Raw genomic sequence first — 16313 nt, 5'->3', positions numbered from 1 at the left:
GGGCAAGAATTAGGTGAATATTTTCTGTATATCCTCCGAAATACGCATGGGTTTATGTGTATCCTTATTTAACAGGCACCATTCTGTACTTGAACGCACAATTAAGGTATTTGTTATACCGTGCCACATTTCTACGATCCTTACGGATCTGGCGCCTTTTGCACTTTTTATATAGGTTTTTATTAGTATGGGGTCATTTAAAACGGCGGCCGATTTATATTCTATATAATGGGTCATTACCACCCAGACCACTTGATCCTGAATACTTTTTGGGGCTTTATGCCGCCAATGTTCCTTTGATATGTCCTGGATCCATTGCACATACCTTACATTGTTCACATGGTCCAGATCATCCAGGTCCTCTTGTGTTACCGTAATCTCTTTTTGATAAAAGGACATTGTTATTTTTTATGGATTTCTACCTCAAAAAGTTTGTCCCAGTCCTTTCCGGTCACGAAAAATGTTTTTCTTTTAGGGTGATAGGCAATACCGTTCAGAACATTATCGGTCTTCGCCCATTTTTCGGTCTTGGTCACTTTATCGCTCAGCCCTCCAAAATTCACTACTCCCTCAATGGCACCGCTTTTGGCATCTATGATCATAACACTGGGCTTTTGGTACACATTGGCGTATAATTTTCCCGCTACATATTCCAGCTCGTTGGCCTGATTGAAGATTGATTTATTGGTTACCGTTTCTATATAACTTTCTTCCGTTAGCGTTTTGGGGTTCAACAGCCATATCTTTTCCGTTCCATCGCTTTTGTACAGTTTCTTGCCGTCATTGGTCAACCCCCAACCTTCCTTACTTTTCCCATATTGAAAATTGTCCAACTTGGCCATGTTCCCCAAATCGTAAATAAAGCCTATACCGCTTCTCCAGGTAAGTTGATAGATCTTGTTGTTCAAAATGGTAATGCCCTCACCAAAATAGGTGTCGTCCAAATCTATCTGTTGAAATACCTTGCCCGTTTTAAAATCGAGCTTTCTTAAAAAGGATCTTCCTTTTTTTCCGGTTCCCTCATATAGGGTGTCGTTATGGAATTCCAGCCCCTGTGTGTAGGCATTGGTGTCGTGTGGATATTCATTTAAAATGGTATAGGTATAGATATCCGGGGCCTGTGTTGAAAGCACCTTGATCTTTTTGGTAATCGTTGCGGTATGTTCCCCATAGGTGATGGTCGCCTTTAATGTTTTGTTACCTAATTTGGAAACGGCGAACGTAAGCCGGTCGTTTTCGTTTTTAAGTGCATGACCATCTATACTGTACGCAACTTTTTCAATGGGCTTGTTCTTCTTGTTCGTAATGGAAACTCCTACAACATTATTTTGGTTGACCTGGTCAATATTTCCTTCCAACACTATATCGAACAGGGAAGTGGCTTTTTGATTGCCGCTCCCGCACGCCATGGCCATCAGGAGCATTAAGCCCGGACCAAGTATTTTTATCATACTCATAGGATTACCGTATTTTTAGATCGATCGTTTAAATAGATCAAGAGATATTTCTTTGGATCGGGAAAGTTAGTCCATTAATTTAGAATGTGAAAAAGGATTGGGAAAGTTTTAAAAGGTTGTATATTTGCATCTGGCAAGTCCTACACGACCAGCTCCTGTAGAATCCCCCAGGGTGGGAACGCAGCAAGGGTATATGGTTGTAGCGGTGCGATGTAGGTAGCTTGCCTTTTTTTATGCGCTACACTGAAATACAATAAGGTTTCCGGAACTGTGTTACTACTTATTTTTCCGCTCGATATTATGGTTTCTATCGCCTTTATTTATTTGTTAATTTGCAAACGATGAAAAATAAAGTTGTTCTTATCACGGGAGGATCTTCGGGAATCGGCAAGGCTATAGGTATGTACCTTGCTAAAAATGGGTATGCTGTTTATGGTACTACACGGAATAAATTAAAATATTCGGATTTTGATCATTTTCCATTGATCGAGATGGACGTTTGCAATCCAGAAAGTGTGCAGGCCGCAGTTTTGGAACTGTTGCAAAAGGAAACTCGGCTGGACGTTCTTGTGAACAATGCCGGAATTGGAATTACCGGCCCCCTGGAGGAAACTCCCAATGAAGAAATACTAAAAACCTTCGATACCAATTTTAACGGCCCCTTGCATGTCATTAAGGCCGTTTTGCCCCAGATGCGCGATCAAAAAAAAGGGTTGGTCATTAATATAACGTCCATTGCAGGTTATATGGGCTTGCCTTTTAGGGGGATTTATTCCGCTTCTAAGGGAGCACTTGAAATTGTTACCGAGACCCTGCGTTTGGAGACCAAAGGGTTCGGGGTACATTTTACGACCTTGGCCCCAGGGGATTTTGCCACGAATATAGCCGCTGGCAGATACCATGCACCGGTACTTGACAATTCTGCCTATAAATTGGCGTATGATAGGATATTAAAGGCAATAGACGAGGATGTGGACAGTGGCGGGAACCCTATTCAGGTGGCTAAAAAAGTACATTATATTATAGGGAGAAAGAACCCAAAGGTACATTATACGGTAGGTTCGCTTTTGCAAAGGTTCTCCGTTATCTTAAAGAGGATATTGCCCGGGAGTTGGTTTGAAAGCCTTTTGCAAAGGCACATTGCCGAGTAGCTATAATACTTGGCCTGATATACTACAATAGCCTATAGCTGTTTAGCATAAATATTTGAAAAGGCATCCACTATTTTGGCATCTTCCGTAATGATGCATTTGTTCATGGGGTAAAGGACCAGTTTTTCCGAAAGTTCTTCAAAATTATCCGCACGATATTGTTTGGCCGGATCCAACTCAAAACTTTGGATCAATCCTTTCCAATTTTCGGGCCTTGTCTTTATATTGATACCCACAAACTCATAGCCCGAATTTTCTTTTTGCAATTGCTTTATCCGTTTAAAAATATTTTCATGATGTCTTTTATAGGCAGCGGACCAGAAATAGAAGATGACTTTTCTATTTTTGGTAATTTCCGATAAAGAAATATTCTGATCATCAACGGAAACTACCTTTATATCCGGTACGGGCTTCCTGGGTTGAATGTTTTGGATACCGCGATATAAATTTTCAATCTCCTCTTTGTGCATATTATTTTCGGATACCTTCCGAAAGGCAGCAATAAAAATTTCATGGTTTTCCGGCACATCATGTTCTTTTAGAAGGTAATTAAAGGCTACGTTCCGGAATAAGTTGTCCCGTAGTTCCTTCTCATTTATAAGGCTGTCTATAACCTTTAACTTGTGTTTGTTAAAGTGCAATTGGTTATTCACTATCTTACCCTTAATACCGCATTTACGGGAACAGGTCATGTAGGAAAGATTTCCAAAATGGGCTTTCATAAAATCATAATACGGTCTTAAATAAATCAAGGATTTATTATTATAGTCCACATTGTTTCTGTAGCTATAAAAATCGTCCATTAATTCGGGCAATTTATTTTTCCTTAATTTTCTTTTATGCTTAAACGGATATACTTCCATATATCCGTAATATGCGTAATTAATGCTGGCTTTGGCAAGGGTATATGCCGCATCCGATAGTTTGGATTCCAACTTTAAGGAATTGAGTGCATTTAACTTTTCAGTTTTTAAGGTATTTATTTGGTTTGAGAATTCCCCGGGTTCCAGGTCAAAATACTTTTGATGTATCATCCGTTCTTCCTTTTCATTGGCCAGGAAAAGTTCCAACAGAAAATTATTCACGTCCTCGTTCGTTCCGGAGAACACCAAAGACTCATCAAAATCCGTATAATTAAGGCGTGCCAAAAGACTATCCCCTTTTTCAAAATATACATACTGGTATTCGAGGTCGTGTTTAAAATGATAGAGTCCGTCCTCTATGCTGTCCAATTGGAACGAAAACCTATTGTTTCCGTCCAATCGGGTGGAATCTATAATTTTCGTGCCTTTATAAAGTACAACGTAATCACCGATAGGATTCACGATTTCACCGTCAAAAAAAACCGTATCCGTTTCTTTTTCAACGGTGTTGCAACTTAGGAAAAGTGAAATTAGTGCTAGAAGTAAAAATTTATCCATACACGATCGGGAAACATTTTAAACCAAAAATAGCGAACCCTTTGTACGGATTTTGTTAATACGGAGTTAAATATTGGTTCAATACGTCCTAAGGTATTTTAAATTTGATAGGTGCCCAAGTTTGTTGGTTTAAGGCTATTATTTTCAGTATTTTTGCACGGATTTTAAAAAATTTGAAATGCTTTCAGTATCCAATTTATCCGTTCAGTTTGGTAAAAGAGTCCTTTTTGATGAAGTAAACGTTTCCTTTACCCAGGGCAATTGTTATGGGGTCATAGGGGCGAACGGAGCCGGTAAATCCACTTTTCTGAAGATTCTTTCCGGTCAGGTAGAGCCTACTTCGGGCCATGTTCACCTTGAGCCGGGAAAAAGGATGTCCATACTGGAACAGGACCATAATGCTTCGGACGATTTTACGGTATTGGAATCCGTTGTAATGGGAAATAGGCCACTTTACAAGATAAAAAAGGAAATAGATGCGTTATATGCGGATTATAACGATGAGAATGCGGATAGGATAGGGGAGCTACAGGTTCAATTCGAGGAAATGAACGGTTGGAACGCGGACAGTGATGCCGCTGCCCTGCTTTCAAATTTAGGTATTAGCGAAGACCTGCATTATACATTGATGTCCGAGGTGGATTCAAAATTAAAGGTAAGGGTGCTATTGGCCCAGGCCCTGTTCGGAAATCCCGATGTCCTGATCATGGACGAACCTACCAACGATTTGGATTATGAGACCATAAATTGGCTGGAAAACTTTTTGGCGGATTATGAGAATACGGTTATTGTAGTATCTCATGACCGGCACTTTTTAGATACCGTTTGTACCCATATAGGCGATATAGATTTTGGGAAAATAAACCTGTATTCGGGCAACTATACCTTTTGGTACGAGAGTAGCCAGCTTGCGGCGAGACAAAGGGCACAGCAAAATAAAAAGGCAGAGGAAAAAGCGAAGGAATTGCAGGAGTTTATTGCCCGTTTTAGTGCCAATGTGGCCAAGAGCAAACAGGCCACTTCCAGAAAGAAAATGCTCTCCAAACTTAAGGTGGACGATATAAAACCCTCTAGCAGAAGATATCCGGCACTTATCTTTGAAAGGGAAAGAGAGGCAGGCGATCAAATCTTAAATATAGATGGGCTTTCGGCATCGACCGAAGATAACGAACTTCTTTTTGAAAACATCAATATCAACCTGGCCAAAGGGGACAAGGTTGCCATAATTTCCAGGGACTCCAGGGCTACATCCGCTTTTTATGAAATTATAAACGGAAATAAAAAAGCGGATAAAGGCGAGTTTCAATGGGGCGTAACCACAACGCAATCCTATCTACCGGCCGATAATTCGGATTTTTTTACACAAAATATCAATTTGGTGGATTGGCTGCGCCAATGGGCAAAAACGGAGGAAGAAAGGGAAGAGGTCTATATCCGTGGGTTTTTAGGCAAAATGTTGTTCAGTGGGGAGGAGGCCCTGAAAAAATGTACGGTACTTTCCGGTGGTGAAAAGGTACGATGCATGTTGAGCAGGATGATGATGATACGGGCTAATGTACTTATGTTGGACGAGCCTACCAATCACTTGGACCTGGAAAGTATCACGGCATTTAACAATTCGCTCAAAAATTTTAAGGGAACGGTACTTTTTACCACACATGACCATGAGTTTGCACAAACAGTGGCCAATAGGATCATAGAATTGACCCCTAAAGGCAACATTGACCGTTATTCTACGTTTGATGAGTATATGTCCGACAAGACATTAAAGGAGCAGAGGGGCAAGATGTATGCTGTTCCGGTGTAGTTGCGTTTAACTCAAATACGTACATCATGAAAACCTACGCCCATATGGTCGGTATTTTGCTGACCCTAGTAATAGTGGCCTGTAGTGATTTGGCCGATTCCCATACGGATAATCAAAATCCGATTCCATTAGATTTTACAGTCGTACTAAAAAGCAGTTCCGGTCTAACCGCGACAATGCTCGAAAATGAGGGAGAAAACCTGAAAATTAGCGAAACCAAAAGTATGTTTCCGGGTTTTGCCCTACCTGATGTTATGTACAGAACCGCCAATACCTTAAGCCTTTATCATAAAATAGATGCATGTACCGGTGAATTCCTCCTATACGATTTTCAAAACGATTCCGAGTTGCTATTGGAGGCTTTTCCCAATTTGGAAACATGCAATATAACGGTCACGGCCATTACCCATACCAATGATCGGTTTTTCATATCCTATGTTCTTGAACTACCTGCCAAGGAAAGGAAGTTTTTTGTAAGAACCATTAACACAAGCTCGGAAAACAAGGAATTTGAAGATTTGGAAATTTCCAAGAAACCTGTAGCGATCGTTCCGGCAAATAATCGTCTTTTCATCTTGACATTGGATGAGGAGATTACCGATGAGAACGGTATGGTAGTCGTGGAGCTCCTGACTGGTGAAACAATCCATGAAATGAACCTGGGCTATAACGTAGGTAAGATTTTCGCTGATTCCAATACCGATATTATCATTAGCTATCCGGAATTGCATACCACATTGAATAGCCAAACATTGAAAGTGGTCCATACGCAATATGAGGCGGGAACCGAACCCGGTTTTACGGACTCCGAATCCATTTTTTTTGACCGCTCGGGCAAAATGTACTATCAGATGGGGACGAATGACGGGACGACAGAGACCATTCCCGCCGTATATGATTTTTCTACCAATACCGGGATATTATATTTCTTTGAAAACTTTTTAACGGAAAACCAATTGAACGCAACCTTCAATATTGCCGCAACTACGGCCATTGCCTTTGATGGGAAGAATGATCACATTTTGATCGGATACAGGAAAAATGGTGCGGAAGGGAAAGGGGGTATCCTAAGGATTACACCATCTCCCGACCTTACATTTGTGGATAACCTGAACCTCTCAAAAATTCCTTTCGGGTTTTATACAAAGTAAAAACGGGCCTGCATCCAAATTACCCAGTTTAAGTATTGAAATCTAGCCTGATTTGAAACCATAAAATAAGGCTATGGATGAGGATATTTGAGCATAAGGAAGAAAATAATCTAAAATTTGGCAGTTAGCAACCAACCATAAGTATTATCAAATAACTACGAAACAATACTTGTGCGCTAAGATTAAATAGTGATATCCTTTGAAATAGTAGCAGTTAATCCAATTGTTAATTTTTTGTTAAATGTATTGAACGACCTGCTTCATTTTGGTGTTTTAAGGTCTAGATTGTATATTGTCGGTGAAAGTATACCTTTCAACGATTACACTAATTTTGGCCCCAATATTATGATGAAATGAAAAAATGGACATCCCCCGTGTCTTTTTGCTTGGTCTTTTTTACTCTGATCTGTACCGCTCAGGAAAGCACTTACGATTTAAAATTTAAGGAAGTATCTACCTATTTAATGGATCCCGAAAAATCCATTATCAAAAATACCGAACAATCACAAAGGCACAATACATTGCTTACAGTGCTACGGGCCTCGGATTTAGACGATGTTCTTGATTATGATGGTGAGTTTACCGTATTCGCACCGTCTGATATGGCTTTTGCCAAACTTCCCGAAATAACCATAGCGCGATTACTGGATCCCAAGAACAAGGAAGTCTTAAAGGCGATTATGTCCTATCATATCGTAGCGGGGAAGTTATCCGCATCCAAAATTCTAAGGGCCATGTGCAGGGGGAATGGAAAGGCGACTTTTACTACGGTTCAAGGTAATAAGATAACGGCCTCTATGAACGGTATTGATATCATATTGACGGATGGCCATGGAAATAAGGCCAAAATTATAATTGCCGATGCCGACCAGTGCAACGGCGTAATCCATGAGATAGATACGGTATTTTTTCCTGTAGAAATTTAAGGATATCTATATTCTTTTTGTAATATGCACCTGTCGTGCACCTGTGCAAATTATCGCAGTTCCGCATTCAACTCACGTTCATAATTGCTTTGAAGTTTGTTCATTACCTTATCTATCTGCTTATCCGTAAGTGTACTTTTGGTGTCTTGCAGTGTAAAACTTACAGCATAAGACTTTTTTCCTTCTGGTAAGTTTTCTCCTTGATAGACATCAAAAAGATCTACATTGATCAGAAACTTCCGTTCCGTTTTAAAGGCAAGTTCATGCACCTGTTGAAAACTCACCTTTTCATTTAAAAGAAGTGCAAAATCCCTTTTGACCTCCGGGTATTTAGGAATTTCCTGAAAAGCAATATTGTTTTTTGGCAGGAACTCCAATATAGCGTCCCAGTTAAAATGGGCATATAAAACCTCTTGCTTGATATCAAAATGTTTTAAAATGGTCTTTTTTATCACGCCCAGTTGTACGAGTTCTTTTTGACGATAGGTTAAGCTTAACCCTTCGGAAAATAACTGGGAAGTATTGGGCAGACTATTTATATGGGGAATTCCGAGCCTTGAAAGTACGGTTTGAACGTTGGATTTTAACTGAAAGAAATTGGTGCGTTGCGTAATGCCCGTCCAACTGGCCCCTGTAGCATCACCACTTAACAAAAGGCTCAAATAGTTATGTTCCGTCCTTTTACCGTTTGTACGTTCGTACGTTTTCCCGAATTCGAATAGCTTTAGGTTTTGTCGCTTTCTATTGATATTATGGCTTGCGGCCTGCAATGCGGAAAATAAGGATGTCTTGCGCAATATGGATAGGTCACCGCTTAATGGATTGATAATATTCACTAAATTATCTTCGTCGGATTCAGTGCCGATCAATTTTTCATAATCCGGCGATGTAAGGCTGTTGGTCAATATTTCATAATATCCTTTTGATGCTAATAAATCCCCAACGACCTGCTGTACCTTATGATCTTCAAAAGGACTTGTGGGAGCAATGGAAGCATTGAGTTTTTCACCAAACGATATATTGTTATAACCGTATACCCTTAGAATTTCCTCAATAACATCCACTTGTCTTTGTACATCAACACGATAGGAAGGTACGACGAGTCCCATACCGGCCTCTGTAACATTTTTTACTTTGATTTCCAAGGAGGCCAGAATGGATTTTATGGTGTCCTGTGGAATGTCCTGACCAATAAGCCTGTGAATTTTTTTAAATGCCAGAAAGACTTCGAAATCCTCTTTTTTATTGGGATAAAGATCGATTATGTCCGACGTAATATCGCCCCCAGTAATTTCTTTGATCAATAAGGCCGCACGTTTAAGGGCATATTCAACGTTTTCAATATCTATACCGCGTTCAAACCGAAACGAGGCATCCGTATTGAGACCGTGCCTTTTTGCCGATTTACGGATAGCTACCGGATCAAAATAAGCACTTTCCAGAAATATGGAAGTGGTATCTTCTGTGACCCCGGAATGAAATCCACCAAAAATACCTGCGATACACATGGGTTTTTCCGCGTCACATATCATTAGATCTTCCTCATGGAGTTTACGCTCCACACCGTCCAAGGTGGTAAATACGGTGCCTTTGGGCATTGTTTTTACAATGATCTTTCCTCCTTTGATTTTATTGGCATCAAAAGCATGTAGGGGCTGCCCCAATTCATGTAAAACATAATTAGTGGCGTCCACTACATTATTTTTTGGGGTTATCCCAATAGCGGTCAAACGGTTTTTTAACCAATCGGGAGAAGGTTGTACAATAAGATTGCTCAATGTTACGCCGCAGTACCTGGGGGCAAGTTCATTGTTAAGTACATCCACGTCTATCTTTAAAGACCTGTTGTCCACATTAAAGTGGCTTGTGGAAGGCGTAATAAGTTCTTTGGTCAATTCCTTCTGCTGGAGCCCTGCCTTTAAATCACGGGCTACACCAAAATGGCTCATGGCATCTGCTCTATTGGGGGTAAGGCCGATTTCAAAAATAACATCGTTCTCTATTTGAAAAACTTCTGAACACGGGGTTCCGGGTTTAAGGGTATCCTCCAATACCATAATACCTTCATGGCTTTCCCCAAGACCCAATTCGTCCTCGGCACAGATCATACCGTGGCTTTCTTCGCCCCTGATCTTTCCTTTTTTTATGACCCATGTCTCATCTTCTTTGGTGTACAAGGTAGTGCCTATGGTCGCGACCGCTACTTTTTGCCCCTTGGCCACATTGGGTGCCCCGCAGACTATCTGAACGGGTTGGGGCAAGCCAATATCCACCATGGTTCGTTTTAACCTGTCGGCATTGGGATGTTGCTCGCACTCCAGCACATGACCTATGACCACACCGTCCAAACCTCCTTTGACGGATTGAAATGGTGTTGTCCCTTCTACTTCGAGACCCAAATCGGTTAATAATTCAGCTGTTTTTTGGGGATCCCAATCAATATTGATAAACTGTTTTAACCAGTTGTAAGATATGTTCATTAGTGCATTTTAAAGCCTGTAAAGATAAAACAATGGCCCAAGACATTCAATATGGACATGTGCCTTTTCTTTTTAATTTTTAAATCCATCAATTTTGATCGTTACTGCCTTGTATGTACTATGCTATTGCCCAGGAAGTGATGATAATTTCCCTTGAACCCGGAATGTAATCGGTTAGATTTTGGATATTGCATAGAAAGAAATTTATGATATCCCTGTTTTTTTAGTAGGGTAGCCGTTCAAGGATTAAATTATGGTAGATTTACCCAATCCTATATTCTCATCGTTAATACTAAAACTGCCGTCCAACTCCATAATATTATCGGCAATAAAATCACCAACATAGTCCGTTCCATATTTGCTACTCCCCATAATATCCGGGGTCACTATTTTTTTCGAGAACGATTTTAATACCGCCGCCACTACCGCATTGGATTCTTCCTTCATTTTAAAATGTTCCAAAAGCATGGCCACGCTTAGAATCGAGGCGACGGGATTGGCTATGTTTTTATCTTTTGCTTCGGGGTAAGAGCCATGGATAGGTTCGAACATGGCATGTTCCGACCCTATGGAAGCAGAAGGCAAAAGCCCTATGGAACCCGCTATGACGCTTCCCTGATCGGAAAGAATATCACCGAACATATTGTCCGTGAGTATAACATCGAACTGTTTGGGGTCTAAAATCATTTGAACGGCTGCATTATCAACGAACATGCAGTCCAATGAAACCTCGGGATAACTTTGGGAAATTGTGGTCACAACACTACGCCATAATCGGGAGGTTTCCAGAACGTTGGCCTTATCCACCAAGGTCAATTTTTTTCTTCTCCCTTTGGCCGCTTTGAACGCCAAATGGGCGATCCTACTTATCTCCTTTTCCGTATAGGTACAAATATCCGTTGCGGAATGATCTTCATCTCGTTTTTTTTCACCATAATAAATCCCTCCGGAAAGCTCCCGGTATATAACTAAATCCGTGTTCTGCACGGTAGTTTTGGGTAATGGGGATTGTTTTAGGAGCGTAGGGAAGATTTTGACGGGCCTGATGTTGGCAAAAAGTTCCAATTCTTTGCGCAGCTTGAGCAAACCTTGTTCCGGCCATATTTTTGCATCGGGATTTTGATCATATTCCGGGGCTCCCAGTGCTCCAAAAAGGATGGCATCCGAAGATTTGCATATTTCAAGCGTTTCATCAGGTAACGGATTGCCTTTTTCCTTTAGTGCCGTTGCGCCCACAAAGGCTTTGTTAAAGGTAAAGCTATGTCCGAAAGTTTCTTCTACCGAGCGTAGGCATTTTAAGGACTGTTCAATTACTTCAGGTCCAATTCCATCACCCCTTAAGACTGCAATGTTCAAATGCATGGTCAACCAACACTTTGTGGGTTTACTTTACTCGCTTCAATAATCTCATGAATATCATCATCCTTTATTTCCTTTCTGATATCCGCAAATTTGAGGAATTCCTGATATACCTGATCCAATTGTATTTTGGTAAGTTCGTAACCCACTATTTTTGCCCGATATGCTAAAGCGGCCCTCCCGCTCCTGGCGGTAAGGACAATGGAGGATTCGGTAACACCAACATCGGCAGGATCTATGATTTCATAGGTTTCCCTGTTTTTTATAACCCCGTCCTGATGAATACCTGAACTGTGCGCAAAGGCATTGGCACCAACGATAGCCTTATTGGGTTGGACGACCATTCCCATCTTGTTCGAGACCATTTGGCTCGTATCATATAACAATCTGCTGTTGATCGTTGTATCCAAATTCAGGGTCGGGTGTTGGCGCATGATCATAACGACTTCCTCTAAAGAAGTATTTCCGGCTCGCTCCCCAATTCCGTTAATAGTACATTCTATTTGTCTTGCCCCCTGGATCGCTCCCGCAATTGAATTTGCGGTAGCCAGGCCCAGATCATTATGGCAATGACAGGAAAGCACGGCATGCTCAATGCCTTTTACATTTTCCTTGAGGTATTTCATTTTGGCCCCGTATTCCTCCGGAAGGCAATAACCCGTAGTATCCGGTATATTCAACACCGTTGCTCCCGCTTTTATAACGGCTTCGCAAACCTGTGCAAGAAATTCATTATCCGTTCTTCCCGCATCCTCTGCATAAAACTCAACGTCCTCAACAAAGGTTTTGGCATAACGAACGGCTTCGGTGGCACGCTCTATTATGGCTTCCTTGTTTGAATTGAATTTAAACTTAATATGTGAGTCCGAAGTGCCTATGCCTGTATGGATTCTTGGTTTTCGGGCATGTTTTAATGCTTCGGCCGCTACTTCAATATCTTTTTTTACCGCTCTTGTTAGACCGCATACCGTAGCATTCTTGACCAATTTGGAGATGCTTTCCACGGATTTAAAATCTCCCGGACTGGATATCGGAAAACCGGCCTCGATAATATTAACGCCCAGAACATCTAATCTTTCCGCAATGACCAGTTTTTGTTCCATGTCCAGTTTACAGCCTGGAACCTGTTCTCCATCCCTTAATGTAGTATCAAAAATCTGAACTATATCTTTGCTCATTATATTTACTTAGTTTAGCTCGTTTAACGAATATAGCACCAATAACACAAAATATTCGAATTTTGTTATGACATTTACAATGTTAAGACACTTTTTTGGGTATTCAATATATTGAAAAACAATTATTTAAACTCTTTTTTTTACGATGACAAATGCGCATAAAGATGCTTTGTTCGTTTTGGTGAAATCACTCTCCAAGTCGGAGAAACGCCAATTTAAATTATATGTAGGCCGGTTAGGGGTGAATACGGATGCCAAATTCTTAGCACTTTTTAACCTGTTGGATAAAATTAAACGCTATGATGAAAAGATTATATTGGAAAGTGGGATCGTAAAAAAAGCACAGCTTTCCAATCTGAAGGCCCATTTGTACAAGCAGATCTTAATAAGTCTACGCTTAAACCCCGTAAATCAGAACATTCGCGTACAGATACGGGAACAACTGGATTTTGCCACTATTCTATATCAGAAAGGCCTGTACAAGCAAAGCCTTAAAATTTTGGACAAGGTGAAGTCTACCGCCATTGAAAATGAAGAAAAGAATATTGCCTATGAGATCGTAGAACTTGAGAAAATCATAGAGACCCAGTATATTACCAGGAGTATTCCGGACAGGGCCAATGAACTGGCACTGCAGGCCAAGGAATTATCCGATCAAAATGTAATGACGAGTAAATTGTCCAACCTATCCCTACAATTGTATGGAATGATGCTAAAGGTGGGTTATGTTAGAAGTGATGAGGATTATCAGCGTATCAAAACCTATTTTAAGGAGCAATTGCCAAAATATAAAATGGAAGATTTGGGCTTCCGGGAAAAATTATGGCTGTATAAGGCATATTTATGGTACAGTTTTTTAACACAGGATTTTCTTTCCTGTTATAAATATGCAAGCAAATGGGTGGATCTTTTTTACGAGAACAAGGAGATGATCTATTTGAATCCTGTTTTCTTTTTAAAAGGAAATCATTATTTGTTAGAATCTTTATTTTATGTAAAATACAGTTCTCAATTTAAAGAAACACTTGAACGATTAGAGGGGATTCTGAAAGATAAAAGTTTCCCCAGCAACGATAATATAACCTCATTGGCATTCATTTATTTGAATGCCAATAAATTAAACCTTCATTTTCTGGAAGGTACATTTGAAAAAGGGCGTTATCTGGTACGGATTATAGAATATGGCGTCAATAAACACAAAGACCGCATAGATGAGCATCATGTTATGGTGCTTTATTATAAAATTGCCTGTTTGTATTTTGGGATCGGTGATAACAAATCCTGCATTTCATACCTTAAAAAGATCATTGACAACAAGAATTTAAAAATGCGCGAAGATTTAATGTGCTTTGCCCGGGTATTGAGTTTGGTAGCACATTACGAGGCAGGTATGGATTATCATTTGGAGGTTCAACTTAAGAGCACCTATAAATTCCTGTTGAAAATGAACGACATGCACGAGGTTCAGAAAGAAATGATGAAGTTCTTGCGAAACCTTGGAGGTATCTATCCCGGCCAATTAAATGCGGAGTTCCAAAAACTTTATGACCAACTCAAAAAATACGAAGACCACCCTTATGAGAAAAGAGCTTTTCTGTATTTGGATATTATTTCTTGGTTGGAGAGTCATTTACAGAATAAGCCCGTTTCGCAAATTATTCGTGAAAAAGCGATGACCCTTACCCGATAATGTCAGTTTAAAATATGAAAAGTAAACATTTGTCCCATTTGCTAGAAATTAATCTGGCCATGATTTTTATGAGTACGAGCGGTGCATTGGGCAGGTATGTGGACTTGCCCGTTCCCGTGACCATAGGGAGCCGATCGCTCATCGCTTTTTTATTGCTCTTGGTTTACTGTAAATGGAAGGGTATTTCCTTGAAGGTCGCCCGCAGGGACGTTCCCATAGTTTTGCTGAGCGGTCTTTTGATGGGGATACATTGGGTCACTTATTTTTATGCCCTGCAATGGTCCAATGTGGCCATTGGAATGCTCTCGTTGTTTACCTATCCGGTTATTACCGCATTTATGGAACCATTGATTTTAAGGACAAGATTACAGCGTGTACACCTTTTATTGGGAGGGTTGGTTATGGTCGGGATCTATCTTTTGAGTCCGGAGCTTAATTTTTCCAATTCATATACATTGGCTATTTCTATCGGGGTTTTTTCCGCTGTTTTTTACTCGCTTCGCAATATCCTATTAAAGGCCAAAGCAGCGCAATATCATGGTTCTATGCTCATGGTCCATCAAACGGGAATCGTAAGTGTTCTGTTAGCCCCCGCTTTTATAACAGCAGAAATTGATTTAGTACTTGGACAATGGCAAGGTATCCTGGCCCTGGCAATTTTAACGACGGCCATTGGGCATACGCTTTTTCTAATGACCTTTAAGCATTTTAGTATTACAACAGTAAGTATTTTGAGCAGTATACAGCCAGTTTACGGTATTGTTATAGGTGCTTTGTTCTTATCCGAAATTCCTGAACCGACCACTATTTTAGGCGGAATGCTCATTTTGGGATCTGTGGTGATAGAGAGTATTCGTTCAAAAGAAAGGAAACAACGGGTCATTACCCGAGAATAGTTTTTAGCATACCGCATCCAAACCGGATTATGAATTGTTGTCCAGTAGTTTAAACCACGGTGGTTAAATTAAAAAAATAAAATCAAGAACATGCATCCCAAATAATATCTTGAGGTAGGGGGGCATGGATTTCCAGAACTTCTTTTTTGACCGGGTGTATAAAACTGAGTTTACGGGCATGAAGATGAATACTGCCATTTGGATTGCTTCGGTCGGAACCATATTTTAAATCGCCTTTAATAGGAGATCCAAGGGAGGATAATTGTGAACGTATTTGATGGTGTCTCCCCGTTTTTAAATCGATTTCCAATAAAAAATAGCGATTTAACTTTTTCAAAAGCCTATAATCCAGCACGGCCTTTTTACTATCAGGGACCTCTTTTTTATAGGCGTAGGATTTATTTTGTTTGGAATTGCGTTTTAGCCAGTGCACAAGAGTTCCAACGTCTTTGTTCGGTTTATTCTTTACAACGGCCCAATAGGTTTTTTTTGCTTCTTTTTCTGCAAAAAGGGCATTGAGCCTAGGTAGGGCCTTAGAAGTTTTTGCAAAAAGCACGATGCCGGAAGTGGGCCGGTCCAATCGGTGTACGACCCCCAAATATACATTGCCCGGCTTATTGTATTTTTTTTTGAGATACACTTTGGTTACCTCACTTAACGGTAAATCCCCTGTTTTGTCTCCTTGTACAATGTCCCCAGGCCTTTTGTTCACCACGATAATATGGTTGTCCTCATGTAATACTTGAAGATTTTCTGGTGTGGAACGCTGGTTTTTTTGGCCTTTGGACAAAATGGAG

13 protein-coding genes and 1 other RNA gene are annotated in these 16313 nt (G+C 40.4%); 7 read left to right on the top strand and 7 right to left on the bottom strand.

Features of this window, described 5'->3' with window-relative positions; genetic code table 11:
- Window positions 1-9: 9 nt before the first annotated feature.
- The gene (locus ACKWB9_RS12925) at window positions 10-399 is read right to left on the bottom strand and encodes an acyl-CoA thioesterase (protein WP_414003442.1); all 390 of its coding nucleotides are present in this window, start codon (window positions 397-399) and stop codon (window positions 10-12) included.
- Window positions 400-401: 2 nt separating this feature from the next.
- Window positions 402-1451 carry a glutaminyl-peptide cyclotransferase gene (locus ACKWB9_RS12920; RefSeq protein WP_414003441.1) on the bottom strand — a complete coding sequence of 350 codons (1050 nt, stop codon included), beginning with the start codon at window positions 1449-1451 and terminating at the stop codon, window positions 402-404.
- A 137-nt stretch (window positions 1452-1588) separates the two neighbouring features.
- On the opposite strand from ACKWB9_RS12920, the gene ffs reads away from it, so the two are divergent.
- Together ffs and ACKWB9_RS12910 are read left to right on the top strand one after the other, a co-directional pair.
- Window positions 1589-1687, top strand: an RNA gene (ffs, locus tag ACKWB9_RS12915) — signal recognition particle sRNA small type.
- A 111-nt stretch (window positions 1688-1798) separates the two neighbouring features.
- Complete coding sequence (locus ACKWB9_RS12910; protein WP_414003440.1) at window positions 1799-2608, top strand: SDR family oxidoreductase; 810 nt, start codon at window positions 1799-1801, stop codon at window positions 2606-2608.
- Between the two features lie 32 nt (window positions 2609-2640).
- Here the strand turns inward: ACKWB9_RS12910 and ACKWB9_RS12905 are convergent, their stop codons facing one another.
- Window positions 2641-4029, bottom strand: coding sequence for a TlpA family protein disulfide reductase (locus ACKWB9_RS12905; protein WP_414003439.1), 1389 nt, complete (start codon window positions 4027-4029; stop codon window positions 2641-2643).
- Between the two features lie 178 nt (window positions 4030-4207).
- On the opposite strand from ACKWB9_RS12905, the gene ACKWB9_RS12900 reads away from it, so the two are divergent.
- From ACKWB9_RS12900 to ACKWB9_RS12890, 3 genes are all read left to right on the top strand, one after another.
- Window positions 4208-5836 (top strand): ABC-F family ATP-binding cassette domain-containing protein, encoded by a 1629-nt coding sequence (locus tag ACKWB9_RS12900; RefSeq protein WP_414003438.1) that lies wholly within the window; start codon window positions 4208-4210, stop codon window positions 5834-5836.
- Window positions 5837-5862: 26 nt separating this feature from the next.
- Window positions 5863-6987, top strand: a complete 1125-nt coding sequence (locus tag ACKWB9_RS12895; RefSeq protein WP_414003437.1) for a hypothetical protein — start codon at window positions 5863-5865, stop codon at window positions 6985-6987.
- Window positions 6988-7340: 353 nt separating this feature from the next.
- Entirely contained in the window at window positions 7341-7913 is a 573-nt protein-coding gene (locus ACKWB9_RS12890; RefSeq protein ID WP_414003436.1) for a fasciclin domain-containing protein, read from the top strand.
- Window positions 7914-7963: 50 nt separating this feature from the next.
- Here ACKWB9_RS12890 and pheT read toward each other — a convergent pair whose 3' ends face one another.
- The 3 genes from pheT to ACKWB9_RS12875 all read right to left on the bottom strand — a co-directional run bounded on the left by pheT (window position 7964) and on the right by ACKWB9_RS12875 (window position 12930).
- A complete protein-coding gene (gene pheT / locus ACKWB9_RS12885) occupies window positions 7964-10393 on the bottom strand; it encodes a phenylalanine--tRNA ligase subunit beta (RefSeq protein WP_414003435.1) in 2430 nt (809 codons plus the stop codon).
- Between the two features lie 246 nt (window positions 10394-10639).
- Window positions 10640-11755 carry a 3-isopropylmalate dehydrogenase gene (leuB, locus tag ACKWB9_RS12880; RefSeq protein ID WP_414003434.1) on the bottom strand — a complete coding sequence of 372 codons (1116 nt, stop codon included), beginning with the start codon at window positions 11753-11755 and terminating at the stop codon, window positions 10640-10642.
- 2 nt (window positions 11756-11757) lie between these two features.
- A complete protein-coding gene (locus tag ACKWB9_RS12875) occupies window positions 11758-12930 on the bottom strand; it encodes a 2-isopropylmalate synthase (protein ID WP_414003433.1) in 1173 nt (390 codons plus the stop codon).
- Between the two features lie 145 nt (window positions 12931-13075).
- Between ACKWB9_RS12875 and ACKWB9_RS12870 the strand changes: the two genes are divergently transcribed.
- Window positions 13076-14620 (top strand): hypothetical protein, encoded by a 1545-nt coding sequence (locus ACKWB9_RS12870; protein WP_414003432.1) that lies wholly within the window; start codon window positions 13076-13078, stop codon window positions 14618-14620.
- Between the two features lie 14 nt (window positions 14621-14634).
- On the top strand, window positions 14635-15516 hold the full coding sequence (locus ACKWB9_RS12865) for a DMT family transporter (protein ID WP_414003431.1): 882 nt from the start codon (window positions 14635-14637) through the stop codon (window positions 15514-15516).
- A gap of 82 nt (window positions 15517-15598) precedes the next feature.
- Here the strand turns inward: ACKWB9_RS12865 and ACKWB9_RS12860 are convergent, their stop codons facing one another.
- The gene (locus ACKWB9_RS12860; RefSeq protein WP_414003430.1) at window positions 15599-16306 is read right to left on the bottom strand and encodes an RluA family pseudouridine synthase; all 708 of its coding nucleotides are present in this window, start codon (window positions 16304-16306) and stop codon (window positions 15599-15601) included.
- Between the last annotated feature and the right edge of the window lie 7 nt (window positions 16307-16313).

It is taken from the genome of Maribacter spongiae (genome assembly GCF_047345125.1).
Lineage (GTDB): Bacteria > Bacteroidota > Bacteroidia > Flavobacteriales > Flavobacteriaceae > Maribacter.
This window is presented reverse-complemented; position numbering and strand designations above follow the sequence as displayed.

What these genes read in the sequence shown, in the direction of transcription:
- ACKWB9_RS12925 (WP_414003442.1), bottom strand. Translation starts at nt 399, where the DNA reads ATGTCCTTTTATCAAAAAGAGATTACGGTAACACAAGAGGACCTGGAT.
- ACKWB9_RS12920 (WP_414003441.1), bottom strand. Translation starts at nt 1,451, where the DNA reads ATGATAAAAATACTTGGTCCGGGCTTAATGCTCCTGATGGCCATGGCG.
- ACKWB9_RS12910 (WP_414003440.1), top strand. Translation starts at nt 1,799, where the DNA reads ATGAAAAATAAAGTTGTTCTTATCACGGGAGGATCTTCGGGAATCGGC.
- ACKWB9_RS12905 (WP_414003439.1), bottom strand. Translation starts at nt 4,029, where the DNA reads ATGGATAAATTTTTACTTCTAGCACTAATTTCACTTTTCCTAAGTTGC.
- ACKWB9_RS12900 (WP_414003438.1), top strand. Translation starts at nt 4,208, where the DNA reads ATGCTTTCAGTATCCAATTTATCCGTTCAGTTTGGTAAAAGAGTCCTT.
- ACKWB9_RS12895 (WP_414003437.1), top strand. Translation starts at nt 5,863, where the DNA reads ATGAAAACCTACGCCCATATGGTCGGTATTTTGCTGACCCTAGTAATA.
- ACKWB9_RS12890 (WP_414003436.1), top strand. Translation starts at nt 7,341, where the DNA reads ATGAAAAAATGGACATCCCCCGTGTCTTTTTGCTTGGTCTTTTTTACT.
- pheT (WP_414003435.1), bottom strand. Translation starts at nt 10,393, where the DNA reads ATGAACATATCTTACAACTGGTTAAAACAGTTTATCAATATTGATTGG.
- leuB (WP_414003434.1), bottom strand. Translation starts at nt 11,755, where the DNA reads ATGCATTTGAACATTGCAGTCTTAAGGGGTGATGGAATTGGACCTGAA.
- ACKWB9_RS12875 (WP_414003433.1), bottom strand. Translation starts at nt 12,930, where the DNA reads ATGAGCAAAGATATAGTTCAGATTTTTGATACTACATTAAGGGATGGA.
- ACKWB9_RS12870 (WP_414003432.1), top strand. Translation starts at nt 13,076, where the DNA reads ATGACAAATGCGCATAAAGATGCTTTGTTCGTTTTGGTGAAATCACTC.
- ACKWB9_RS12865 (WP_414003431.1), top strand. Translation starts at nt 14,635, where the DNA reads ATGAAAAGTAAACATTTGTCCCATTTGCTAGAAATTAATCTGGCCATG.